The organism is Bifidobacterium pluvialisilvae (genome assembly GCF_019331695.1).
GTDB classification, from domain to species: Bacteria; Actinomycetota; Actinomycetes; order Actinomycetales; family Bifidobacteriaceae; genus Galliscardovia; species Galliscardovia pluvialisilvae.
On sequence record NZ_JAHBBI010000007.1, the window covers coordinates 45,081 to 68,198 of the forward strand.

Sequence of the window (23,118 nt, forward strand, 5' to 3'; positions counted from 1 at the left end):
ATCTATGGTGCTTTTCCGCCGTTTTTTGGATGAAAAACGACCGAAAGGCACCGCAAATTCCCGAGAACGGAGGATCCGGACCATGAAGCACCACCACTCACTGGATGTGCTCTTCGCCGCCGCCCGGCAAGAGCGACGTTGCGCGATTCCGGCCACCAACACGGATGCCAAGGCGGTGGCGCGCCGCGTCCGCGAAGGCAGCGTCGTCCGCGTGTTCCGCGGCCTCTACGCCGAAAGGCACTACTGGAATATGCTGCACAACCACGACAAACTGCGCCATATCGTCCGTGCGTTGGCCAAGCAGCATCCGAATTGGGTGTTCTGCGGCCCCACGGCAGCCGTCATGCATGGGCTGGACTGCTCGTACCGTTTCCTGACGCCCATCTGCATCGCGGCGCCGCCCGGCTCCCATCACCGCAGCACCAAACAGCTGAAACGATGCCCCATGTCGCATCCGGATGTGACCGTCGTCGATGGGGTGAGGGTCACATCCCTGCTGCGCACGCTGTTCGACTGCGCGTCCACGATGTCGATTCGTTATGCGCTCGCCCCGCTTGATTCAGCCATGCGCAACGGTAAAGTCTCGGCAAATGTCTTGCTCGCCTACCCAAGTTCGGTGAAATATTCGAGACGACGTGCGCAGGCGCAGCATGTGTTCGACATGGCCGACGGTCGCAGCGAGAATGGCGGGGAGTCGGAGGCTCGGGGAACCTTGGACATGGTCGGACGTCCCGTGCACGACATACAGTCGGTGTTCCGCTGTCTGGATTTTCCCGGACGGACGCATCGGGTCGATTTCCTCTGGAATCGCAAAGACGGCACGAAAATCGTCGGGGAATTCGACGGGACGCGCAAATACGTCGATCCGGACATGACCGGGCGTCGTACGATTCAGGAGGTCGTGGACGAGGAACGGCGACGCCAGCACTGTCTCAAACGGCAGAACGCCGACACGGTCCGTCTGTATTACGATGAGCTCGACGACCTCGATGCGCTTGTTTGCAAACTCGACAGTCATGGGGTTCCGCACGGCTGACGCAATTTATGGTGCTGTTCGGTCGTTTTTCGGCATGAAAACGACCAAAAAGCACCATAAATCGCCGGAAATGGGGATTTTGGCCCGTTATTCGACGGTCGGGTCGTTTGTGCCGGTGCTGCCTCCGGAGCTACTGCCGTTGCCGGAGCCGCTGCTTGCGCCGTCGATCGGCTCCACGTGGTCGAACGCGTCCATCTTGCCGCCCGGCCAGTAGGTGAGCTTCATGGGCTTGTCCTCCTGGCTGCCGTAGAGTCGTTCGATTCCGTCCCGCACCTCCTTGGCGTGACTACGGGGGACAGCCACGGTGAAGTAGTCTTTGAGCCTGTTGCCGTCGCTTCCGCCGCCGGCCTTATGCACCATGAGCATCCAGTATTCATGGGATGTGCCGATATCGGCATCGGCGACGCTGCCCGTTGTCACGATTTCGGTTTTCGGCCCCTCGATGAGTGCGGCCGCGGGATTGTGTACGCAGGCGATTCCCGTGGCGGCCAGCGTGACGACGATGGCCACATGCCGCATGAGGCTGACGCGCGTCGCGTTCTCGTCGACGTCATGGTGCGTTGCGTCGTATCTGCGGATCATCAGCTGGTTGACGATGCCGTGAGCCAGCATCATCACCGCGGCCGCCAGCACGACGAGGCCGCCGGTCATCTTGCGGATAAGCAACTGCTCGCCCATGCCGGTGAGCTGCCGGGATGTGAGGTATGCGGCGATCGCAACGGCGATGATCGCCGCCGACGTGACGCCCCACACGATGAGGAAGGGAGGCTTGAGCTGAAGTTCGAGGGCGGAGTTCTTCAACGTTACGTGGATCGTGCGGGCGGAGCCCGTCTCGTCCACGCGTGTTGCGGTCGCCGTCGTACCGACGTGCCCATCGGATCGTCCGTCGACGCGAGTGCCCGTATCGATGGGAACCGCCTCTCCGTCCGCCGTCCAGGGCTGTTCCAACCTTATCGACTTGCAGGCGCTCGATTGCGGATACCAGCTGACGATGATGCGGGACCCTTTATGCTGCAGCGGTTCGTTCAGGGATTTGTCCCGGAGGACCGCCCACGGCATCGAGGAGAAGACGAGGTCCTCGCCGTCATCGGTCCGGAAATGGTATGACGTCATGACGTCGCCGTCGTCATCGGTATGCGAATAGTACGACATGACCGTGGCATGGGCGGTTTTCGTGCCGCGGACGATCTGGACGATGTAGTGCAATGCCAGCCTGATGCAGCCATAGAATACGGCGGCGTAGACCACCATCATCACCCATTGCGGTGGCCCGAATCGCACCTCGAGTATCTTCGGCACGGCCATTTCTTCCCCGCCGGCCATCAGGAACAGCAACGCTCCCGTCCCCACCAGAATAGACAGTATGATTCTGCCGCCGAAATTCCTCATGCCTCTCCCTGCGATACGTTCCATGCGTCGTCCGTGGGAATCGTGACGAACGTATCTTCATTGTCGTCCGTCGGAAGGCCGGGAAGTGTCGGCACGGCGATAAATTCGTCCACTGTTCATGTTGCGTCGGATGGCGACCGACGCAACATACGGGCGGAAAACCCCGTTCCATCCGATTTGCGGTGCCTTTTGGTCGAAAATCGACCGGAAAACGACCGAAAGGTACCATGAATCGTGGGGAACGGGGCGGCCCGTCCGGAGTCCGGTGCCTGGTTACCTGACGACCTTGAAACCGCCGGTCCACGGGGTCTGCCCGGTCACGCCGAGGACGATCTGCAGGGCGCCGTAGCCTTCGAGGTACTGGGCGCGCTTGAGCGGGCCGGCGTCCACGGTCCCGAGTCCCGCGGCCTCGACGAACGCGGCGACGGACTTCTTGGCGTCATCGTCGTCGGCGGCCAGCTGCACGACGGTCGGAGCGCCGTCGTTGACGCCGGTGGCCAGCGTGGCGGCGAACGTGGTGTTGAAGCCCTTGACGACCGTGGACTGCGGCAGTTTGCCGGCCAGCCATTCGGCGGCGGACTTCGCGCCGTCGGGCAGGGCGAGGTCGAAGGTGGTGAAGTCGATGGGGTTGGCCACGTCCACGACGGTCTTGCCTGCCAGCTGGTCGGCGTAGGCGGCGAGCACCTCGTCGTAGGCGGGGAACGGCAGGGCGAGCACGACGATGTCGCCGGAGATGGAGGCCTCGCCGAACTTCGCACCGGCGACGCCCTCGGCGGCCGCGGCGGCCTTGTCCGGGTTGCGGTCGATGACCTGCACGTCGGCGCCGGACTTGACGGCGATGCCGGCCACTGCGGATCCGATGTTGCCTGCGCCGAAGATGGTGATGTTCGTCATGGTGGGTTCCTTTCGATCGGGGCGACGGTGTCGTCGTCGGCATCCGCCGGTGACGTTCGTCGCTGGTGACGGTGGTTGCGTAAGGTCACGGTTATCCCGCATCGACATATCTCTTTTCGAGGTATTTCGTTGCGTTGGTCATCACTATATACATCGAATCGAGATATGTCTAAACGCGGCGTGTCGAAACGAGATATACTATCGGTATGAGCGTGATTGAAATGATGATTCTCGGCTTTCTTTCCGAGCGATGCATGTGCGGCTACGAGCTGCGCAAGAAGATGGAGCAGCTGCAGGGGGATTCGCGCAAATTCAGCGACGGCGCGATATACCCGGCGACGGCGCGTCTGGTCAAGGCCGGGCTGATATCGGAACGGTCCGAACCCCGCGACGGCCGGCAGCGCCGCGTATTCACCCTGCTGGACGCCGGCCGGGAACGGCTGATTCACGAGCTGAGGGACGCGAACGGCTTCTACGTCACCGACATCACCAAATGGACGGTCGTGCTCACGTTCCTCAACGTCGTGCCCGACAAGGCCGACCGTGACGCGGTATTGCGACGCCGCTACGACCTGCTGAGCCGGCAGGACGTGCACTTCTTCTACTGCGACGCCGGCAATCCGTTGTCCTACGACCAGATCGACGACCCGTACCGGCGGGGCATCCTCCGTGTGCACGACGCCGAGATCGAGGCCGAACTGGCCTGGCTGAGCGAGGAACTCGGCCTGCCGGATGATGCCGCGGATGGCAGCGCGGACGGCGACGCCGTTGGGCGGGCCTGAACGTCACGGTCGCTGATTTGCCGGCGTTTCGTGGGTTGGACAGCGTCGGATTCAAGGCCTACCGCGACGACGGCGCCCAGGCCGAGTCGTTTCTGGTCTCATGGAACATGCGCCACAGCGTGTAGGAAATTAATGGTGCCTTTCGGTCGTTTTTTGGCTCAAAAACGGCGGAAAAGCACCGTAATTCGGCGGTTCCGGCGTCTCAGCGTGCTAACGGCAGGGTGAGGCGCATGGTGGTGCCGGCATCGGAGGTGGATTCCACGTCGAGCGTGCCGCCATACCGGTCGGCCACGTCGCGGGCGAGCGCAAGCCCCAGACCGTAGCCCTGATGCGCGGTGCCGTCGTCGTCGCGCGCGAACCGTCGGAACAGGCGTTCGGGATCGCCGCCGATGCCGGGACCGCGATCGGTGACGCGAATGGCGACGTCGCTATGGTGCCGGTATCCGAGCGTGACCGTGACCGCCGTGTCCCGCGGCGCGTGGGCGATGGCGTTGTCGAGCACGGCGACGACGCAGCGCGACAGTCCCACCGCACCGCCCTGCACGACGAAATGCACGGGATCGCCGTCGACGCGGGTCTCGATGCGTACGCCACGTTTGTCGGCCAACGGGCGGACGGCGTCGACGGACTGATTGATGACCCCGTCGAGCGCCACCGGCTCGGTGTGCACGGCCCCGCGCGCGGCGACCAGCAGGTCGGTGACGATGGCGTTCATGCGGTCGACGTCGCCACGCAGGTCGTCGAGCACGCCATCGATGGACTGGCCGCGTTCATGACGGAATTCGATGAGGTCGATGCGCGTGGATATCACGGCGAGCGGCGTCTTCAATTCATGGCTGGCGTCGGCGACGAAATCCTTCTGCAGGCGGAACGCGCGCTCCAGCGGCGCGACCTCCTTGCGTGAATAATACCGGCCGACGACCGCCACGGCGACGACGACGCACGCCACGAACAGCACGGTGAAGGCCACGGCCTTGCGTGTGTCGATGACCATGAGCCCCACGCCGTATTCCCGCACCGTCATGTCGCTGGCGTCGAGTCCGCGTTCGGCGAATTCGTGGCGGGACCCGAACAGCACGCCGAGCACGAAGACGATGCCGCCGACCACGGTGATGACGGCCATGGCGATGGTCATGCGACGGCTGATGAGGCCCGCCAGATTGCCGGGGCGGCCATCGGGACGGCCGCCAGCCCGTCCGGGCGCGACCGTATTGTTCCCGGCATTGCGCATGCTGGCGCCTTTCGTCGTCTTGTCCATATTCGACCTCTTTTCCGCGCCTTCCACGCTAGTCCCGCGGATCGCCGATACGATAGCCGCGGCCGCGCACGGTCTCGATGATGGCCTTCGTCGTCTTGCCGCGCACGTACGACACGTATACGTCCACGGTGCCGGTGTCGCTGCCGCCGGAGAACACGTCGCGCAGCAGCTCGTCACGGCCGAAGATATGGTCGGGCGAGGATGCGAGCGCGGCGAGCAGTCGCGTCTCGGCGTCGGTGAGCGAGATGATGCGCCCGTCCGGGTCCTCGATGACGTCGGCGTCGGGCTTGAGCAGCCAGTCGCCGATCATGACGGCGGATGCCTGCGCGTGGAATCCGCGCAGCAGCGCGCGCAGTCGGGCCTCGAGCTCGACGAAATGGAATGGCTTCGTCAGATAGTCGTTGGCGCCGGAGTCAAGACCTTCGACGATGTCGTCGACGTCGGCGAGCGCGGTCAGGACGAGCGCAGGCGTGGTGACCCCGCCGCTCCGCAGGGTGCGGATGAGGTCGAGGCCGTCGCCGTCGGGCAGGCGCCGGTCGACGACGAGCGTATCGTATCGTTCGGCCCGCAGCCGCTCGCGCGCCTCGGACACCGTCTGCGCCCAGTCCACGCGGTAGTGTTCGCCGAGCATCTCGCCGGTCATGGCGCCAAGGTTGGGATCGTCCTCGATGAGCAGCACAGCGGGCAGCAGCAGCCGCTCCGGGTCGGTATGCGTCATATCGCTCATCGTCATCCTCCGCCAAAAATCGCGCACGTCTCCTGTCTGGTTATATCAGACCGCGGGCGGGCTAAGAAACCGCTAAGAAACGCTGGGGATTGTCGGGGTTGGAGGCCGACGGTAACGTACGCAATTATGGGAGTGGAATCGTTCACGTTCAGCGCGACCGGCATGTCGTGCGTCGTGCCGTCCCCCGATGGGGACCGCGAGATCTTTCGCGACGTCGGGTTCTCGATCGACGGCGGCGAGATCGCCGATCTGGTTGGACCGTCCGGCTCGGGGAAAAGCAGCCTGCTCACGGCGTTCGCGCGTTTGAACCCGCATGCGCATGGGACGCTGACGCTGGACGGACGCGATTCCGGCGGGTTCACGCCGCAGCGGTGGCGCAGGTCGGTCGCGTACCTGCCGCAGAAGCCGATTCTGCCGGGCGCCACCGTGGCCGACGCGATCCGTCTGCCATGGACGCTTGCCGTGCGCGACGACGGGGAGGACGCCGCGATGAGGACGGCGTCGACGGCACGGTCGACGAAGACGCCGCACGGATTGGCGTGGTTCTTCCGCACCAATGACCGCAGGGCGCGTGACCTGCTGCCGGATTCGCGCATCCGCGAGACGCTGGATGCGATGGGCTGCGAGGACATCGACCTGTCGAGGCCGCCGCATGATCTTTCGGGAGGGCAGGCGGCACGGGTGTCGTTGGCCCGGACGCTGCTGACGAATCCGAAGGTGCTGCTCGCCGACGAGGTCGACGCCGGACTGGACGACGACAACGCGGAGAAGGTCGCGTCGATCATGGCGCGGGCCGCCGCCGACGGCATGGCGATTGTGCGCATCCGCCATCGGCCGCCGGACGGCCGGGCGAATCGCATCGCCACGCTCGCCGATGGAATGCTCACCATGCGGGAGGCCCTCCGATGACCGGCATTCGTCCCTTTCCGATTTTCTTCGTGGTCGAGGGGAGCTGTCGGCGTAGCCGACCGAGGGGATTTTGTCTCAGTAAGAAGGCCCTCCGATGACCGGCAGAGACCACTTTCCGGCTCCCCTCGCTACCGAGGGGAGCTGTCGGCGTAGCCGACTGAGGGGAGTCCATCTCAGCAAGGAGGTCTCATGACCGGCAATTCGTACAACATCGACGTCTGGGGCCTTGTCGTCGCGCTCGCGATGGTGGCCGCCGCGGCCGTCATCAGCGAACTGATGCGTATCAACATCGGCAAGACGCTGATGTGGTCGGCGTGCCGTGCACTACTTCAACTCTGTGCGATGGGCTTCGTCGTCGGCTACGTGATCCGCGCGAACAACGTATGGCTGGTGTTCGCCGTGATCGCCGTCATGCTGGTGGCGGCCGTGCAGATCACGCTGTCGCGTGCCAAGGGTGTGCCGAAGGGCTTGGCCGGCCCGGTGCTGCTGAGCCTGACGATCACGATGCTGCTCATGATCGCGCTGGTCACGGAACTGGTGGTGCGGCCTCATCCCTGGTATGCGCCGCAGCTGGTGGTGCCCCTCACCGGTATGCTGCTCGGCAACACGGTGTCGGCGCTGGCCGTGGGGCTGAGTCGGTTCTACGAGAGCATGGACGAGCGCCGCGATGAGATCGACACGATGCTCGCGTTGGGTGCGAGCGCGTGGGAGGCGGCGCGGCCGTCGATTGTCTCGTCGATCCGTCTGGGGCTGCTGCCGACCACGGCCACGCTGGCGTCCTGCGGCATCGTGACGATTCCGGGCATGATGGCCGGTCAGGTCATCGCCGGCGGCGACCCCATCAACGCGGCGAAGTACCAGTTCGTCGTGTTCGCCGCCATCGCCGCGCTCACGCTCGTGGCCGACAGTCTCATCATGGCGATGGTCTACCGCACCTGCTTCACCGCCGACGACCAGTACAAGCCGGCGATGGAACGCTGACGGGCGGGGAAACTCCGGTCCCAAACAGTCGGAATCCGTGATTCGGGGTGCGTTTCGGTCGTTTTCAAGCCGAAAAACGACCGAAACGCACCCAAAGTCGGTTCCCCCAAGGAGACCGGTATGTGAACGTATGTCCGTATGGTGGTCATGATTGTCGTATCGTAAACGGCATGACGCAAACCGTGCAATGGGATTCAACGCAATATCTGCGATTCGGGAACGAACGCACGCAGCCGTCGCGCGACCTGGCGATGCATCTGCCGCCGGATGACGGTACGGTCGTCCGCGTGCTCGACATCGGCTGCGGGCCGGGCAACAGCACCGCCGTGCTGCGCGAGCGCTACCCCCGGGCGAGAATCCTCGGCGTCGACAATTCGGTGGAGATGATCGCCGCCGCGCGCAAGGCTCATCCCGACATCGACTTCGCTCTCTTCGATGCCTCAAGCCAGGCGGATTTCGATGCGTTGCCGCACGACTTCGACGTCGTGTTCTCCAATGCGTGCATCCAATGGGTGTCCGACCATCACCGGCTCATCCCCGCCATGCTCGGACTCCTGCGCGAAGGCGGCATGCTCGCCGTGCAGACGCCGATGAACTACGAGGAGCCCATCCACCGCATCATCGCCGACGTCGTGCATTCGCCGCGATACGCCGACCGGCTGCCGCAAAGCCGCGAGTTCCATAACCTCACGCCGCCCGAATACTGGGGGCTGCTGCATGGCAGCGAACTCGCGGCCGCCTTCCGCATGTGGAAGGTCACCTACATGCACAACCTGCCCTCGCATGAGGCCATCATGGACTGGTACCGTGGCACGGGACTGCGGCCGTATCTGCAGGCGCTCGCCGGCGACGCCGAACGCGCCGCGTTCGAAACCGAGGTGTTCGACCGCGTGCGCGAGGCGTATCCCGTGCAGTCCGACGGCAGCATCATCTTCCCGTTCCCGAGGTTCTTCTTCACCGCCGTGCGGTAGGGGAGGCGTGGCCGGCGTCTTTTGGACCCTACTTGGCGAGGAGCGCCTTGTAGGACTTGACGGACTCGGCCAGCGCCTCGTCGGAGAGGCCGAAGGCGCCGTAGGTGACGAACGGCTTGACCCACGTGGCGTTCACGTAGTTGGCCGTGGCCTCGAACGGGACGAGGATCTGGTCGATGGTGAACTTGTTGGCGCCGTCGGGCTGGTAGGCCTCCTCCGGCGAACCCGCGGAGACGGCGACGCCAAGCTCCTTGCCTTCGAACGCGTGGCCGTCGGAGCCGTACGCCCAGCCGTGCTGGAGCACCTCATCCTCCCAGGTCTTGAGCAGCGCGGGGGAGGAGAGCCAGTACAGCGGGAACTGGAACACCACGCGGTCGGCGGCATCGACCGCGGCCTGCTCCGCGGCCACGTCGACCTTGCCGTCCGGGTAGAGCGCGTACTCGTCGCGCACGGTCACGTCATCCAGCTCGCCGGCGGCGGCCGCCAATGCGGCGTTGATGCGGGACTGTCCCTTGAGGTCGGGGTGGAATACGAGAACCAGGGTCTTCATATGCGTCTCCTTATATATGTGGGTGATGTATGGATGTGCGATGGGGCACGATTCCATGATAATACCTCGAAACGAGATATTGATATTGCCGTATCCACTTTCTCAGACGACATGCCGGAATGTTGGTGTTCTATGTTCTGGGCGAACAACCGTACCCATGCAGGGACTTGCATGCGGTTTCCTCCTGACCTGCTTCCACCGTATCGTCCGTCAATCCTTTGACGATGACGCCGACTACGTAATTTTGTCGTGGGGGGGGGCTTAAACTTGCCGAAGTTTCTGACGAGAGAGGAACTGGGAGGTGAACCGGCGATGAACGCCATTGCTTGGCTGATCACGATGATGTGCGGCATCTTTTCCCGTTTCCCGCGTCGTCGCCGTATCGCACTGCTCTCCCGGCAGTCGCGCAACCCTCTTGATTTCCGCGTCATAGAGCCGTATCTGCGTAGCGCGTTCCCGAATCATCGCATTGTCCGGTGCACGGTGCGGAAGGGCGGGCGTCTCGGCGTCGTCACCATGCTTGAGCAGCTGTGGCTGTCGGCCACGTCCGCGCTGTGCATCGTCGACGGCTATGTACCCGCCGTGTCCATCCCCCGAAACCATGACCGTTTGCGTAGCGAACTGCCCCCATGCGTGCAGATGTGGCATGCGCTCGGCGCCGTCAAGAAGTTCGGATACCAGTCGTTGGACACCCCGGCCGGTCGTTCGTCCAAGGCCGCCAGGACGCTCGCCATGCATCGCGGCTATGCGTTCGTGATTTCGGGATTCGCGGGCACCGTCCACGATTTCGCCGCCGCATTCGGATACGATTCCGCCGATATACGGCCGCTCGGCCTGCCTCGCGCGGATTATCTGCTGCGTCCCGAATACGCCGAGCGTCGCCGGCTCAACGTTGCCGCAACCCGCCGGCATCTGGAGCTTTCCGATGCCGTGCTGCGTAACCACACCGTCGTGCTCTATGCGCCGACGTTCCGCAGGAACGCGGCCGACGGGCAATGGCACCGTCACTACATCGAGGCGCTGTATGAGAGCCTGCCCGAGGACGCGATTCTCGTCGTTTCGGGCCATCCGCTCGACGACATGCACGAGACATGGCTCGAAGGCAAGGCCCGGCTGCGGTTCCTGCGCTCCGTCGCCTCCATCGACGCGCTGCCGTTCGCCGATTACGTCGTGACCGACTACTCCGCCGTCGCCTTCGAATCGATGCTGCTGCGGCGGCCGACGATGTTCTACGTGCCCGACATCGACGAGTACCGTGCGTCGCCCGGGCTCAACATCGATCCGGAATTCGCGTTGCCGACCGTGACGTTCCGCGACGCGCGGCGGCTGGGACGATACATCGCACGCGACCGCGTCGAACACTGCTACGACGCGGTGGCGATGCGGACGTTCTGCGAGGCGTACGGCATAACCGCCGTACGCGAATCGGCGACATCGTCATGCGAGCGCATCATCCGGGCGCTCGCGCCGATGGTCGACGAGCCTCTGGCCGAGACCGCGGCCACGTGGGGACATGCGGCGGCCGCCACGCCGACGCCAGCCCGCGTTCCCGTGACTACGGTCGCGGCCGCATCCCTGTGATTCACCATTCGCTGATTCACCGACTCACCGACGAGGAAAGGACAACCATGACCGAAGAGGAAGCAAGGAAGCTCACATACGATCCGGCCACCGTGGAGCTGCGGACCACCGAGGAACTGTACCGCAACGACAGCCATACGGGACTGCGCCGCGTGCTCACGTACGGCACGTTCGACCTGCTGCACTACGGGCACATCCGTCTGCTGCAGCGTGCCGCCGCGCTCGGCGACTACCTGATCGTGGCGCTGTCGACCGACGAATTCAACGCCGGCAAGGGCAAGCGCAGCTTCTACCCGTACAGCGTGCGCAAGGAGATGCTTGAGGCGCTGCGTTACGTGGACCTCGTCATCCCCGAGAACAACTGGGAACAGAAGGCCGATGACGTGCGCGAATACAAGGTGGACGTGGTGTGCATGGGTGGCGACTGGAAGGGCAGCCCACGTTTCGAGAAGCCGCTGCGCGGCCTGTGCGACCTCGTCTATCTCGACCGCACCGACGGCATCTCCACGACGGCGGTGAAGAAACGCCTTGCCGGGGTGAAAGCCGCGGCCGTCGACGGAGCCGCCCGGTGAACACCATCGGAGGATTGCGGCGCGTGATGCGCAAGGCCGGGTTCGCCGTCCTGCGTCACACGCCGCGGCTGCGTCTGACGGTGCGCCACGCATACTGGCGCATGCAGCGGCACCGATACGAACGCCTGCGTGCCGGCATCACCGTGGACCCGCGCCTGGTGTTCCTCGAATCGTTCGGCGGCCGTTCCATCAGCTGCTCGCCCAAGGCGCTGTATCAGGCCATGCTGGCCGACGGACGATACGACGACTACCACTTCGTCTGGTCAGTCAAGGCGGATGTCCTCGACGAGGCGACGACACTGCTGGGCCCCGGTTCGCGGACCCGCATCGTCCAACGCGGCAGCGAGGAGTATTTCACTTCGCTTGCGCGGGCGGGCGTCATCATCATCAACACTAGGCTGCCGGAATACGTGTGGCCGGGCGACGGCCAGACGTTCGTGCAATGCTGGCATGGCACGCCGCTGAAACGCCTCGGCTACGACGTGGAGATTGAGACGACGAACGCGCTCAACACCACGACGGAACTCGCCTCGCGATTCGGCCTCGATGCGAGAAAGTGGACGTACCTCATCTCGCCGTCCGCATATACCAGCAGGCATCTGTGCGACGCGTTCGGTCTGCCGAAAAGCCGCCGTGCGGACGTGGTCATCGAAGCGGGGTATCCAAGGAACGACGCGCTCGCGAACACCGACGCCGACGTCGTCCACACGATTCGCGAACGTCTGGGGATTCCCGACAGCAGGAAGGCATTGCTCTACGCGCCCACATGGCGCGACGATTCGTACCGGCCGGGCGTGGGCTACACGTTCGACTATCTGCTCGATTTCGATGCGATGCGCGATGCGCTCGGTGACGGATGGGTGGTGCTGTTCCGCCCGCACTATTACATCGCCAACCGGTTCGATTTCTCGAAATATGAAGGCTTCGTCATCGATGCTTCGAAGACCGGGGACATCAACGACCTGTATCTGGCGGCTGACGTCCTGCTCACGGATTATTCGAGCGTGATGTTCGACTATGCGAACACGCGCAGGCCGATGCTGCTCTTCACGCCCGACCGAGCACGATACGCGGGGCGGATCCGCGGGTTCTACATGGATTTCGGTTCGATTCCCGCGCCTAACTGCGAGACGACCGACGAGGTCATCACCGAGCTGCGCGGCCTTGACACGTACGAGACTCGTTACGGCGAGCAATACCGCCGTTTCGTGAACACATACTGCCCCCACGACGACGGCCGCGCCTCCGGGCGCGTGCTGCGCAGGATCTTCGGTTAGCCGACGAGTTTTCACCGGCCTCATCAGCCGGCCACCGACGAGAGACAACAGAGACAACGAAGAGGAAGCCGACATGGTATCGCTAAGAACCCTGAAACGCGGATGGAGCAAGCTACGACGCAAGGGCAGGAACTACTACGCGCAGATGGACTACATCAAGTACGTGAAGACCCTTCCGCTCGACGACCGCGCGATCCTGCTGGAAGCCAGCCATGGCGCACATTGCAATGGCAACATGTTCTACATGCTGCGTGAGCTGGTGAAGCCGGAGTACGGGGATTATCGTCTCTATCTGGGAATGCGCGCCTCGAAGGTCGACTCCACCCGGGAGTTTCTGGAGGCCCATGGCATCTGTGGCGTCAATATCGTCGCCGTGTATTCCGACGATTACTATCGCGTCTGCGCGACCGCCAAATATCTGGTCAACGACACGACATTCCTGCCGTTCTTCGTCAAAAGGGACGGGCAGGTGTATCTCAACACCTGGCATGGCACCCCGTTGAAGCACATGGGCAAGGCCTATGAACATGCAGCCAACTCATTGGGCAACGTCCAACGCAACTTCTGCATAACTGATTATCTGCTGGCTCCCAACGACGTCACGGAGACGAGTCTGCGTGACGACTATATGCTCGCCAATCTCGCAAAGACCCGTATGGTCATTGACGGGTATCCCCGTAACGAGGCGTTCTTCGACGATGACAGCCGCGACAGGGTGCGTGAGGAGATGGAATTCGGCGACGATCTCAACGTCATCGCCTATATGCCGACGTGGCGGGAGTACCGGGGGTTTGCGAGCACCCAGGCGGAAGCGTATCTCATCTACTATCTGTCGGAGATCGACAAGCGGCTTGACGATAGGCAGGTGATGTACGTGAACCTGCATCCCCTCTCGCGCAGGAAAATCAATCTCGACTGCTTCGAGCATATCCATCCCTTCCCGGAACGGTATGAGACCTACGAGTTTCTCAATGCCTGCGACCGTCTGGTCACGGATTACTCGAGTGTGATGTTCGACTATATGCTGACGGGCCGTCCCATCATCCTGTTCGATTACGACGTGGAACAGTATCTCGAACAACGTGGCTGCTACGAAGACCCGAGGGGCCTGGGCTATATCCAGGCCCCGACGTTGGCGTCACTACTCGAGGCGTTCCACGATGAACGCTGTGATTACGGCGATGCGCGTAAGCGTTTCGCCCCATATGATTCCCCGATGGTGTCGAAGGAACTCTGCTCGCTGCTGCTCGGCGACGGGAACGCCATTCCGGCGGAACGCATCCACGAGATGCCGGACAACGGCAAGGAGAATGTACTGATCTATTCCGGCGATCTGGCCAAGAACGGTCTGACCTCGTCGCTGCGAAGCCTGCTGAGGTCGGCGGACAAGGAGCATTACAACTACATTCTGACGCTCAAGCAGCGGCTGCCTCAGGACGGCATCGACACGTTGGCGCAGATGAGCGGGGAACAGGTCGATTACACCATTACGCAGGGCAAGATGAACCTCACCGTCTGGCAGAAGATGGTGCATTATCTGTATTCGATACGGCTGTTGCCGTTCTTCTTCTACCATGCGGCGATGGGCGACGCCTATAAGCAGGAGCTGCTCCGCCTCTATGGCGGCATGCGCATCGACAGGGTGATCCACTTCACCGGATACGTATACAAGAAGATCGAACTGTTCGAAGCATTCGACGGCCCGCGGACCATCTACGTGCACAACAACATGATTGAGGAGATTCGGCGTCGTGGCAACCAGCGTCGTGCCGTGCTCCGCCATGCGTATCGTCACTATGACCATGTGGCCTTGGTCACCGAGGACATGCGTGAGCCGACGAAGTGTATCGCCGGGCGTGACGACAATTTCGTCGTCGCCCCGAACGCATTCGACCACCGGGCCGTGTGCGAGAAGGCGTCGTTGGAATTGACGTTCGATGATTTCACCCACAGCAACCGCGGGTTCGACGATATCCGGACCATACTGGACGGTGACGTGAAGAAGATTATCAGCATCGGACGCTTCTCTCCGGAAAAGGGCCATCGTCGTCTTATCGAGGCCTTCGGCAACGAGCTTGCGGAACATCCCGATGCCGTGCTCATCATCGTCGGCGGCCGTTCCTTCGGCCGCGGACCGGACTCGTTCGCCGGCCTAGGCGAATATGTGGAGACGCTGGATTATGCGGACCATGTCGTGCTCATCGAAAACATGTCGAATCCGTATCCGTTGCTCAGGAGGTGCGATGCGTTGATTCTGCCTTCATACCATGAAGGATTCGGCCTGGTGCTGCTGGAGGCCGACGTGCTCGGCCTGCCGGTCGTCGCCACCGACATCCCCGGCCCGCAGCGGTTCCTCGCGGAACATGGCGGCAAACTCGTGCCCAACACCGATGAGGGCGTTCGTGAAGGCTTGGAATTCCTCCTCTCCGGCAAAGGCCATACGCTCGACGTCGATTATGAGGAATACAACCGCAAGGCGGTGGAGGCCTTCGAATCGATGCTGGAATCGTGAGACTTCTGGAGGACTCACATGCTTTTCTCCATCATCCGTGAGAACTGGCGGTGGCGGCATCAGGTGTGGAACCTCGCCAAGATCGACCTAGTGAAGACGTACCGCGGCGCCGCGCTCGGCAAACTGTGGCTGTTCGCCAAGCCGGCCGTGTACATCTTCGTGTTCTGGTTTGCACTGCGGTTCGGCATCCGGTCCTCGGCCGACGTCAACGGCAAGCCGTTTCTCCTGTGGCTGGCGGCCGGCGTGTTCCCCTGGTTCTTCATGTCCGACATGATCACCACGGGCAGCGACGTCTACCGGCGTTATCCGTATCTCGTGAACCGCATCAAGTTCCCGCTGTCGCTCATCTCCACGTTCTACACGCTGTCGCTGCTCATCATCATGGCCTGCATGATGGCGTTCACCGTCGTCGTGGCCGCCATCTTCGGCATCCATCCCAGCGTCTATCTGCTGCAGCTGCCGTTGGTCATGGCCATCATGTTCGTGTTCTGGGTGGCATGGTCCATGATGCTGTCGCCGCTCGGCGCTATCTCCCGCGATTTCGCAAAACTCATGAAGACGCTGGGCACGCCGTTCTTCTGGCTGTCCGGCATCCTGTTCCGCCTGGACTCACTGCCGCATGCCGCCCGCGTGGTCATGGCGTTCAACCCCGTCTCGTGGTGCGTCGAAGCGGTGCGTGACTGTTTCGTCTACGACATCTGGTTCTGGACGCAATGGCAGGATTTCGTGCCGTTCCTGATCGTGTTGGCGGTGGTCGCCTTGCTTGCGGTGCACAATTATCGACGACTGCATACGGAGGTGCCCGATGTCATCTGAGGTCATTGCGGAAACGACTCGCATCGGTGACGCCACCGTCGTCCGCGACGAAAACGCCGCCGAACCGATCGCCGTACGATTCGACCACGTCACCAAAACCTACAAGCTGTTCAAAAACGACCGTCAGCGGCTACTCGCCACGTTTTCGAAACGGGTGAAATATGATACCGTCAACGCATCCGACGACCTGAGCTTCACCGTGCCGCGCGGCGCATCCGTGGCCCTGCTCGGCGACAACGGCGCCGGCAAATCCACGGCGTTGAAGATGATCACCGGCGTATGCTTCCCCACGTCGGGACTGCTGGAGGTGCATGGCCGAGTCTCCGCGCTGCTGGAGCTTTCCGCCGGATTCGACATGAAGCTCTCCGGCATGGAGAACATCGACATGCGATGCCAGCTGTGGGGACTGAGCCGTGAGGAATCCGAACGGCTCATCCCCGAGATCGTGGAGTTCTCCGAACTCGGCAAATACATCACCCAGCCGATGCGCACGTATTCCAGCGGCATGAGGGCACGGCTCGGTTTCGCGTTCGCGTCGTCGATCCGGCCCGACATCCTCGTCGTCGACGAGGCGTTGTCGGTCGGCGACCGCAAGTTCGCGGCGAAATGCCGTGACCGTGTGCGCGGCATCATCGCACGGGAGAACGTGACCGTGCTGTTCGTCACCCATTCGACGCGCATGGCCAGAGAGTTCTGCGAGACCGGCATCGTCATCCAGCATGGTCGTGCGGTCTTCTCCGGCGGCATCGACGACGCCGTCGCGTACTACGAACGGTCATAGCGGAGGCAGGCATGGGCCATGCGTTTCGTATGATTCGCGTGGCCGGGCTCCTGCGGGCGGGCTTTCATCGGCCTGTCATCGGGCTGCTATGGATTGCGCCGAGAATTCGTGGATTGGCGACGTAATCCATCAGAATATTGCAAATCGTGATGGATTACGATATTTTTCGGTGATTTTACGGCGTAGTCCATCAGTTTTTCGAATAGTGTGATTGCGAATCGTTGCAATCACGCGGTTCTCGTCAAGGACATGCCGTGGCGTTCATGGACTGTGTTGCATAATGCCGTATTCGCGGCGCAATCCATCGATATCGGCCGTCCGACGATGGATTACGCGACAAAACACGCATTTTGGGTGCAATTCATCGCGAATTATTCGGCCAGCCAGTCGGCGACGGCGCGGGTGACGGCGGCCGGATCGTGCTGCGCGGTGGTGCCGAGCACCGCCAGGCCCGGCAGCACCGTGGCGCCGGTGAGGTCGGCGATATGCTTGGGCGTCTCCTTGAACCCGCTGCCGCCGTGCGTGATGAACGGGCGGATGGTCTTGCCCGTCCAGTCGTGGTTGCGCAGGAACGTGTCGACTTCCAGCGGGGGTTCGCCGCACCAGATCGGATACCCGAGATACACGGTGTCCGCAGTGGCGAACGCGGTCTCGACGGCGTCCGCCGCCGTGCCGCCGTTGCCGTCGGACGCGTCGTCACCCACGCCGTCGCTGGAAGCCGCATCGTCACCCGCATCGCGCAGCCTGACGACGATGGCCGCCGTCACGCCTTCCGCCATCTCGCGTTTGACCCGCTCCACCGTGCCGTCGTACGTCGTCGGATACGGTTCGGCCGGCAGTATCTCGGCGATCGGCGCGCCGGTCGCCGCCGCGATGGCATCCGCCACCTTCGCCGTATTGCCCTCCTTCACGTATCCGACCTCATAGTTCTCGTCGGCGCGTGAAAACATGACGATGACCGATGTCATGGCCCCTCCTTGTGCTCGTGGATCTTCCCAGACCAAATCTACCCCGCGAATGACGCCGATGCGGCACCTCCGGCGGCGTCGCCGCGGCCGCCGCCTGCGTCGTCGAGGTCCTTCAGCGAGTTGATGAGATGCGATACCGTCTCCGGCAGCTGCGTCCTCGCTATCCATCGCGCGCCCTCCTCGTTGAACAGGGCGTCCGCGTTGGCTATCACGCCGAGGATGCCGTTCGAGGCGAAGTCGAGGATGAGCTTCTGGCCGGTGTTGAGCCGCTGCCGGTCGAGTCCGATCAGGCCGAGCCAGATGTCGATGATGAAGTCGCGCAGCTGCCGGGTGAGGCCGGTCGAGCCATGCGGCCCCGTGATGACCGAGACGCGGTGCACGCTGCGCCGGTATTGGGGATTGTCGATGAACCGTCCGTATTCCTGGGGCAGGTCGATGTCGTCGGTACGCCTGAGCAGCCGCGTGATGAACGTGGTGAGGCCTGGGTCCTTGTAGATGGCGGCGATCGAGTCCTCCGCCAGTTCGGCGATGTTGGAGTAGTGGTAGTAGAACGCCGTGCGGTTCAGCCCGCTGGTACGGGTGACGTCGCTGACGGTGATCTTGGTGTACGGCTTGCGTTCCAGAAGCCGCCAGAACGCCTCCTGCATCTTCTTCGGCGCCGGCTGCTCCGCCGCCCGTGGTCGTGGCATGGCATGGTCCTTTCGTCTAACTCCTGAAGTCCACGATTTATGGTGCCTTATGGTCGTTTTTACGCCAAAAAACGACTGAAATGCACCGCGAATCACGGATTCCGTAGGCCTGTTGCATCGTGTGACGTGGGAAACTCTACATAACGGACAGTGTTGTCGTTTTTATTCTACAGAATGTTGAATAAGCTGAAAGTCAGTAATCGACGCAATCCGTATGACGTGCGCATCCGGCGCATAGACGCAACGAAAGGGGAATACGATGCCGTTTCTTGAATTCCATGACGTGGTCCGTCAGTACGGCGAAGGCGAATCGGCCGTCAAGGCCCTCGACCACGCGACGTTCGACATCGAAAAAGGCGAGCTCGCCGTCATCCTCGGTGCCTCCGGCGCCGGCAAATCCACGGCGCTGAACATCCTCGGCGGCATGGACCGCGCCACCTCCGGCAGCGTCGTCCTCGACGGCCGCGACCTGACCGCCGCCAGCGAATCCGAACTCACCGACTACCGCCGGTTCGACGTCGGATTCGTCTTCCAGTTCTACAATCTCGTGCCCAACCTCACGGCCCTCGAAAACGTGGAACTCGCCAGCCAGATCTGCCCCGACGCATTCGACGCCCGCGAAACGCTCGAAAAGGTCGGCCTCGGAGAACGCCTGAACAACTTCCCCTCGCAGCTCTCCGGCGGCGAGCAGCAGCGCGTCTCCATCGCCCGCGCGCTGGCCAAGAACCCGAAGCTGCTGCTGTGCGACGAGCCGACCGGCGCGCTCGACTACAACACCGGCAAGCAGATCCTGCAGCTCCTGCAGGATTCCTGCCGCAACAACGGCATCACCGTGGCGTTGGTCACGCACAATTCCGCGCTCGCGCCGATGGGCGACCGACTGATTCGCTTCCGTTCCGGCAAGGTCACGGAAATCAGCGTCAACGAGCATCCGATGCCCATCGCCGACATCGAGTGGTAGCGCCGGGGCGTCGAAATACGGTCCGAAACCCCCGAAATCGGGAAACCATGGTGCCTTTCGGTCGTTTTCAGGACGGAAAACGACCAAAAGGCATCATAACTGCGGATTTCGAGGGCCAACATCAGGGAGGAATGGAAGATGAGGGCATCATCGCGGCGTCGTACGGCGCTATGGAAGGATTCATGGCGTGCCATCGCCGGCAATGGCAGGCGGTTCGCCGCCATCGTGGTCATCTGCGCCGTGGGCGTCATGATGCTCTGCGGACTGAACTCCGTAGGCCGCGACATCCGCGGCGGCCTCGACGACTTCTTCGACCGCACGTCCATGCACGACATCGCCATCGTCTCCACGCTCGGATTCGATGACGACGACATCGCCGCCCTGCGCGCCATCGACGGCGTCGGCAAGGCGGCCGGAGTCCATGCGCAGAACGTGTATACGAAGGTCGACGGCAGGCAGGCGGCCGCCACGGTGACGGCGCTGAACGACGCCGGCGTCGACAGGCCGTACGTCGTCGAAGGCCGGCTGCCGCATGCCGGTCATGAGATCGCCGTCACCCGGCAGTATCTCGACGACAGCGGGCGTACCATCGGCGACGCCATCACCTTCACGTCGGCATCGTCCGACGTCGATGCCGGAACGGCGGCCGCATCCGCCGGCGCGACGTCGACCGATGTGTTCGACGACGGCGAATACACCATCGTCGGCGTCGTCGTCGACCCCAACGACATCGTCAACCCGACCGGCCCGCTCGCCCTCGTCTCCGGCGCCAAAACCACGTACCCGTTGTTCGTGGCCGCCAACGCCGTCACCGGCGACACGCCATACACGTCCGCCGTCATGACCGTCTCCGGCGCCGCCGCACTCAACACGTACGACGACGACTATCTTGCCAAGGTCGCCGATGTGCAGACCGCCATCGACGGGATGCAGTCCACGCAGGAACGGCACCGCACCGACGCCGTCAAGGCCGAGGCCCTGAAACAGGCCATGAAGCCCATCGACGAGCAGAAGCGGAAGATCGAGGCCATGCCCGACGTGCCCGCCGTGCTGCCGATGAAGGCCGCGGCCGAACGGAAGATCAACGACGCCGAGACGAAGGTCCGCGAAAAAATCGCCGCCATCGACGACGCGAAGTGGGTCGTCCGCGACCGCAGCGCCGTCACCAGCTACGAGGACGTGAAGACGCAAAGCGAGATGATATCCCGCCTGGGAACCCTGTTCCCCGTGCTGTTCCTCGTCATCGCGCTGCTGGTGAGCCTCACCGCCATGGCCCGCATGGTCGAGGAGGACCGCCAGCTCATCGGCACCTACAAGGCGCTCGGCTACCATCGCGGCGAGACCATGCTCAAATACCTCGTGTATTCGCTGGCCGCATGCCTGCTCGGCGGCGCGCTTGGCGACGTCCTGGGCATGATCGGCCTGCCGTTCGTGTTCACCGGACGCATGCTCACCCGCATCTACGTGCTGCCCGAATATCCGATGATCGTCGATTGGCGTCTCGCCGTCGGCGGGGTGCTGATGTTCGTCGTGGTCATCACCGGTGCCGCCATGGCCACATGCATGGGCTCGCTCAGGCTCGTGCCGGCCGAGCTCATGCGGCCCAAGGCCCCGAAGGCCGGCCGGACCATCATGCTGCAGCGCGTCGGCATCGTGTGGAACCATCTGTCGTTCCTCGGCAAGGTGACCGCGCGCAACCTGTTCCGGTACAAGAGCCGTGCGCTTATGGTGATCGTCGGCGTGCTCGGCTGCACGGCGCTGATGACCGCCGGCTTCGGCATGGGCAACTCCGCATTGACATTGATGCCGCGCCAATACGGCGAGATCGCCCGGTACGACGTGATGGCCGTTACCGCGGCCGCCGACCACGACGACGCGCAGAAGAGCCTCGACGCCGACGACGCCTTGGAATCCGCACTGCCGCTGCAGGTCGGCGGCGTCACGCTGTCCGCCGCCGGTCAGGGCTCCGACGGCGACCATGACGGCGGCGCGGACGATGTGAAACTGACCGCGCAGATCATGGTCGTGCCGGACGGGGAATCCCTTGACGGCTACATCGACCTGCATACGACCGACGGGCGGGGAATCGTGCTGGACGATGCCGGCGACTCCGGATCGGACGACGCACAGGCCGTGGTGACCGCCAACGCCGCGAGGAAGCTCGGGCTCGCCGACGGCGGTAAGGTCAACGTGACCGACGCGATGGCCGACTCCGCCGACGTGCGTGTCGCCGCCGTGGCGCAGTACTACACCGGCAACGTCGTGTTCATGACCCAGGACGCCTATGAGAAGGCGTTCGATGCCGACATCGCGCCCAACGCCGACCTCATCAGGGTCGACGGCGACGCCGACGCACAGATACGGTTCGCGGACGACCTCGCCGAACAGGACGAATACCTGTCGGTGATGAGCTCGGCCAAACAGCAGCGCGACTTCGCGAAAAGCTTCGTCATATTCTTCGTGATGATCGGGTTCATCGTGATCATGGCGGCGATCCTCGCCATCGTGGTGCTCTACACGCTGGCCAGCACGAACATCTCCGAACGCGCCCGCGAGCTCGCCACCATCAAGGTGCTGGGCTTCCGGCGTCGCGAGGTGCGCGGCTACGTGAACAAGGAGATGCTGCTGCTCAGTGCCATCGGCATCGTCGTCGGGCTGCCGTGCGGCCGTGCGCTGCTGGGGTTCCTCGTCGGCCAGCTCGACCTGCCGGGCATGAACATCGTGCCGAACGTGCAATGGTTCTGCTACGTGGGCGCCGCCGTGCTGGCGTTCCTGTTCGCCCTGCTGGTGAGCGCCGCCACGAACCGTTCCCTCGACCGCATCGACATGGTCGCCGCCCTGAAAAGCCCCGAGTGACGGACTGATGGGGCGTAAGTACGGGCGGATTCCGGGGCTATCGGTCCGCGATGCGGCGGATCGCCGTACGGATGGCGGCGGGGGAGGACGTCATGCCGAACGCGCGATGCAACGTGAGTCCTTCGACCAGCGCGTCAAGCATACCCGCGGTGTCGGCATCGAAGAACCGTTCCAACTCGGCGCGGCTCGCCGCCATCCACCGTTCGCTGATGTCGCGGAACCCCTCGTCCCGCGCGGCGATCGTATAGAACTCCAGATTGATGGTGAGGTCGCGTGGCGTGCTCAGCAGGCCGCCTTCGATATGCCGGGCTATGACCTCGCACGCCCCGGTCGTATCCGAGGCTTCCGCCATGCTCTCGGCGAACACGTCGATGGACCGCTGCGCGAACTGGTCGAACGCCTGATGCAGCAGGTCGCTCATGCCGTCGAAATAGTAGGTCATCGACCCCAGCGGCACATCCGCCCGGGCCGCCACCACACGATGCGACGTGTCCGCGACGCCGCGTTCGGCGATGACGTCGAGACAGGCGTCGATGATGCGCTGCTTGCGTTCGGGGTCGTTGCGTCGTGTCCGTGATGAAGCCATGCCGCCATGGTAGCGCAGTCCA

At 63.2% G+C, this 23,118-nt stretch carries 21 protein-coding genes; 13 read left to right on the forward strand and 8 right to left on the reverse strand.

Annotated elements, in window-relative coordinates:
* Positions 1–4: 4 nt before the first annotated feature.
* The gene (locus KIH77_RS06795; protein ID WP_236024535.1) at positions 5–1,036 is read left to right on the forward strand and encodes a CTP synthase; all 1,032 of its coding nucleotides are present in this window, start codon (positions 5–7) and stop codon (positions 1,034–1,036) included.
* A gap of 87 nt (positions 1,037–1,123) precedes the next feature.
* Here the strand turns inward: KIH77_RS06795 and KIH77_RS06800 are convergent, their stop codons facing one another.
* Positions 1,124–2,425: a hypothetical protein gene (locus KIH77_RS06800; RefSeq protein ID WP_219100312.1), complete on the reverse strand. Its 1,302-nt coding sequence runs from the start codon at positions 2,423–2,425 to the stop codon at positions 1,124–1,126.
* A 273-nt stretch (positions 2,426–2,698) separates the two neighbouring features.
* The gene (locus KIH77_RS06805; RefSeq protein ID WP_308283287.1) at positions 2,699–3,427 is read right to left on the reverse strand and encodes an NADPH-dependent F420 reductase; all 729 of its coding nucleotides are present in this window, start codon (positions 3,425–3,427) and stop codon (positions 2,699–2,701) included.
* 98 nt (positions 3,428–3,525) lie between these two features.
* Between KIH77_RS06805 and KIH77_RS06810 the strand changes: the two genes are divergently transcribed.
* Positions 3,526–4,101: a PadR family transcriptional regulator gene (locus KIH77_RS06810; protein ID WP_219100315.1), complete on the forward strand. Its 576-nt coding sequence runs from the start codon at positions 3,526–3,528 to the stop codon at positions 4,099–4,101.
* Between the two features lie 202 nt (positions 4,102–4,303).
* On the opposite strand, the gene KIH77_RS06815 is transcribed toward KIH77_RS06810, so the two are convergent.
* Positions 4,304–5,359 carry a sensor histidine kinase gene (locus KIH77_RS06815; protein WP_219100317.1) on the reverse strand — a complete coding sequence of 352 codons (1,056 nt, stop codon included), beginning with the start codon at positions 5,357–5,359 and terminating at the stop codon, positions 4,304–4,306.
* Between the two features lie 28 nt (positions 5,360–5,387).
* Complete coding sequence (locus KIH77_RS06820) at positions 5,388–6,077, reverse strand: response regulator transcription factor (RefSeq protein ID WP_219100319.1); 690 nt, start codon at positions 6,075–6,077, stop codon at positions 5,388–5,390.
* A gap of 135 nt (positions 6,078–6,212) precedes the next feature.
* On the opposite strand from KIH77_RS06820, the gene KIH77_RS06825 reads away from it, so the two are divergent.
* From KIH77_RS06825 to KIH77_RS06835, 3 genes are all read left to right on the forward strand, one after another.
* Positions 6,213–6,995: an ABC transporter ATP-binding protein gene (locus tag KIH77_RS06825; RefSeq protein ID WP_219100321.1), complete on the forward strand. Its 783-nt coding sequence runs from the start codon at positions 6,213–6,215 to the stop codon at positions 6,993–6,995.
* Positions 6,996–7,184: 189 nt separating this feature from the next.
* A complete protein-coding gene (locus KIH77_RS06830) occupies positions 7,185–7,976 on the forward strand; it encodes an ABC transporter permease (RefSeq protein ID WP_219100323.1) in 792 nt (263 codons plus the stop codon).
* A gap of 170 nt (positions 7,977–8,146) precedes the next feature.
* The gene (locus tag KIH77_RS06835) at positions 8,147–8,947 is read left to right on the forward strand and encodes a methyltransferase domain-containing protein (protein ID WP_219100325.1); all 801 of its coding nucleotides are present in this window, start codon (positions 8,147–8,149) and stop codon (positions 8,945–8,947) included.
* A gap of 28 nt (positions 8,948–8,975) precedes the next feature.
* Here KIH77_RS06835 and KIH77_RS06840 read toward each other — a convergent pair whose 3' ends face one another.
* Positions 8,976–9,497, reverse strand: coding sequence for an NAD(P)H-dependent oxidoreductase (locus tag KIH77_RS06840; protein ID WP_219100327.1), 522 nt, complete (start codon positions 9,495–9,497; stop codon positions 8,976–8,978).
* Between the two features lie 312 nt (positions 9,498–9,809).
* Here KIH77_RS06840 and KIH77_RS06845 point away from each other — a divergent pair, with 312 nt between their 5' ends.
* From KIH77_RS06845 to KIH77_RS06870, 6 genes are all read left to right on the forward strand, one after another.
* Positions 9,810–11,078: a CDP-glycerol glycerophosphotransferase family protein gene (locus KIH77_RS06845; protein ID WP_219100329.1), complete on the forward strand. Its 1,269-nt coding sequence runs from the start codon at positions 9,810–9,812 to the stop codon at positions 11,076–11,078.
* 47 nt (positions 11,079–11,125) lie between these two features.
* Positions 11,126–11,650 (forward strand): glycerol-3-phosphate cytidylyltransferase, encoded by a 525-nt coding sequence (gene tagD / locus KIH77_RS06850; protein WP_372445373.1) that lies wholly within the window; start codon positions 11,126–11,128, stop codon positions 11,648–11,650.
* The gene (locus KIH77_RS06855; RefSeq protein ID WP_219100331.1) at positions 11,647–12,927 is read left to right on the forward strand and encodes a CDP-glycerol glycerophosphotransferase family protein; all 1,281 of its coding nucleotides are present in this window, start codon (positions 11,647–11,649) and stop codon (positions 12,925–12,927) included. Before tagD ends, KIH77_RS06855 begins: the two co-directional genes overlap by 4 nt.
* A gap of 73 nt (positions 12,928–13,000) precedes the next feature.
* Positions 13,001–15,439: a glycosyltransferase gene (locus KIH77_RS06860; protein WP_219100333.1), complete on the forward strand. Its 2,439-nt coding sequence runs from the start codon at positions 13,001–13,003 to the stop codon at positions 15,437–15,439.
* Positions 15,440–15,457: 18 nt separating this feature from the next.
* Positions 15,458–16,255, forward strand: a complete 798-nt coding sequence (locus KIH77_RS06865) for an ABC transporter permease (protein WP_219100335.1) — start codon at positions 15,458–15,460, stop codon at positions 16,253–16,255.
* On the forward strand, positions 16,245–17,036 hold the full coding sequence (locus KIH77_RS06870) for an ABC transporter ATP-binding protein (protein WP_219100337.1): 792 nt from the start codon (positions 16,245–16,247) through the stop codon (positions 17,034–17,036). The genes KIH77_RS06865 and KIH77_RS06870 overlap by 11 nt, the downstream gene beginning before the upstream one ends.
* A 371-nt stretch (positions 17,037–17,407) precedes the next feature.
* On the opposite strand, the gene KIH77_RS06875 is transcribed toward KIH77_RS06870, so the two are convergent.
* Complete coding sequence (locus KIH77_RS06875; RefSeq protein WP_219100339.1) at positions 17,408–18,004, reverse strand: flavodoxin; 597 nt, start codon at positions 18,002–18,004, stop codon at positions 17,408–17,410.
* 38 nt (positions 18,005–18,042) lie between these two features.
* Positions 18,043–18,693, reverse strand: a complete 651-nt coding sequence (locus KIH77_RS06880) for a TetR/AcrR family transcriptional regulator (RefSeq protein WP_219100341.1) — start codon at positions 18,691–18,693, stop codon at positions 18,043–18,045.
* 259 nt (positions 18,694–18,952) lie between these two features.
* Between KIH77_RS06880 and KIH77_RS06885 the strand changes: the two genes are divergently transcribed.
* Together KIH77_RS06885 and KIH77_RS06890 are read left to right on the forward strand one after the other, a co-directional pair.
* Positions 18,953–19,654, forward strand: a complete 702-nt coding sequence (locus KIH77_RS06885; RefSeq protein WP_219100343.1) for an ABC transporter ATP-binding protein — start codon at positions 18,953–18,955, stop codon at positions 19,652–19,654.
* Between the two features lie 138 nt (positions 19,655–19,792).
* A complete protein-coding gene (locus KIH77_RS06890) occupies positions 19,793–22,510 on the forward strand; it encodes an ABC transporter permease (RefSeq protein WP_219100345.1) in 2,718 nt (905 codons plus the stop codon).
* Positions 22,511–22,547: 37 nt separating this feature from the next.
* Here the strand turns inward: KIH77_RS06890 and KIH77_RS06895 are convergent, their stop codons facing one another.
* The gene (locus tag KIH77_RS06895) at positions 22,548–23,096 is read right to left on the reverse strand and encodes a TetR/AcrR family transcriptional regulator (RefSeq protein WP_219100347.1); all 549 of its coding nucleotides are present in this window, start codon (positions 23,094–23,096) and stop codon (positions 22,548–22,550) included.
* Positions 23,097–23,118: the final 22 nt, after the last annotated feature.

Excerpts from the sequence above, each read along its gene's own strand:
- KIH77_RS06820 (WP_219100319.1), bottom strand. The coding sequence starts at position 6,077 with ATGACGCATACCGACCCGGAGCGGCTGCTGCTGCCCGCTGTGCTGCTC.
- KIH77_RS06835 (WP_219100325.1), top strand. The coding sequence starts at position 8,147 with ATGACGCAAACCGTGCAATGGGATTCAACGCAATATCTGCGATTCGGG.
- KIH77_RS06870 (WP_219100337.1), top strand. The coding sequence starts at position 16,245 with ATGTCATCTGAGGTCATTGCGGAAACGACTCGCATCGGTGACGCCACC.
- tagD (WP_372445373.1), top strand. The coding sequence starts at position 11,126 with ATGACCGAAGAGGAAGCAAGGAAGCTCACATACGATCCGGCCACCGTG.
- KIH77_RS06810 (WP_219100315.1), top strand. The coding sequence starts at position 3,526 with ATGAGCGTGATTGAAATGATGATTCTCGGCTTTCTTTCCGAGCGATGC.
- KIH77_RS06875 (WP_219100339.1), bottom strand. The coding sequence starts at position 18,004 with ATGACATCGGTCATCGTCATGTTTTCACGCGCCGACGAGAACTATGAG.
- KIH77_RS06800 (WP_219100312.1), bottom strand. The coding sequence starts at position 2,425 with ATGAGGAATTTCGGCGGCAGAATCATACTGTCTATTCTGGTGGGGACG.
- KIH77_RS06815 (WP_219100317.1), bottom strand. The coding sequence starts at position 5,359 with ATGGACAAGACGACGAAAGGCGCCAGCATGCGCAATGCCGGGAACAAT.
- KIH77_RS06830 (WP_219100323.1), top strand. The coding sequence starts at position 7,185 with ATGACCGGCAATTCGTACAACATCGACGTCTGGGGCCTTGTCGTCGCG.
- KIH77_RS06840 (WP_219100327.1), bottom strand. The coding sequence starts at position 9,497 with ATGAAGACCCTGGTTCTCGTATTCCACCCCGACCTCAAGGGACAGTCC.
- KIH77_RS06895 (WP_219100347.1), bottom strand. The coding sequence starts at position 23,096 with ATGGCTTCATCACGGACACGACGCAACGACCCCGAACGCAAGCAGCGC.
- KIH77_RS06885 (WP_219100343.1), top strand. The coding sequence starts at position 18,953 with ATGCCGTTTCTTGAATTCCATGACGTGGTCCGTCAGTACGGCGAAGGC.
- KIH77_RS06880 (WP_219100341.1), bottom strand. The coding sequence starts at position 18,693 with ATGCCACGACCACGGGCGGCGGAGCAGCCGGCGCCGAAGAAGATGCAG.
- KIH77_RS06845 (WP_219100329.1), top strand. The coding sequence starts at position 9,810 with ATGAACGCCATTGCTTGGCTGATCACGATGATGTGCGGCATCTTTTCC.
- KIH77_RS06825 (WP_219100321.1), top strand. The coding sequence starts at position 6,213 with ATGGGAGTGGAATCGTTCACGTTCAGCGCGACCGGCATGTCGTGCGTC.
- KIH77_RS06795 (WP_236024535.1), top strand. The coding sequence starts at position 5 with ATGGTGCTTTTCCGCCGTTTTTTGGATGAAAAACGACCGAAAGGCACC.
- KIH77_RS06890 (WP_219100345.1), top strand. The coding sequence starts at position 19,793 with ATGAGGGCATCATCGCGGCGTCGTACGGCGCTATGGAAGGATTCATGG.
- KIH77_RS06865 (WP_219100335.1), top strand. The coding sequence starts at position 15,458 with ATGCTTTTCTCCATCATCCGTGAGAACTGGCGGTGGCGGCATCAGGTG.
- KIH77_RS06805 (WP_308283287.1), bottom strand. The coding sequence starts at position 3,427 with ATGTCGATGCGGGATAACCGTGACCTTACGCAACCACCGTCACCAGCG.
- KIH77_RS06860 (WP_219100333.1), top strand. The coding sequence starts at position 13,001 with ATGGTATCGCTAAGAACCCTGAAACGCGGATGGAGCAAGCTACGACGC.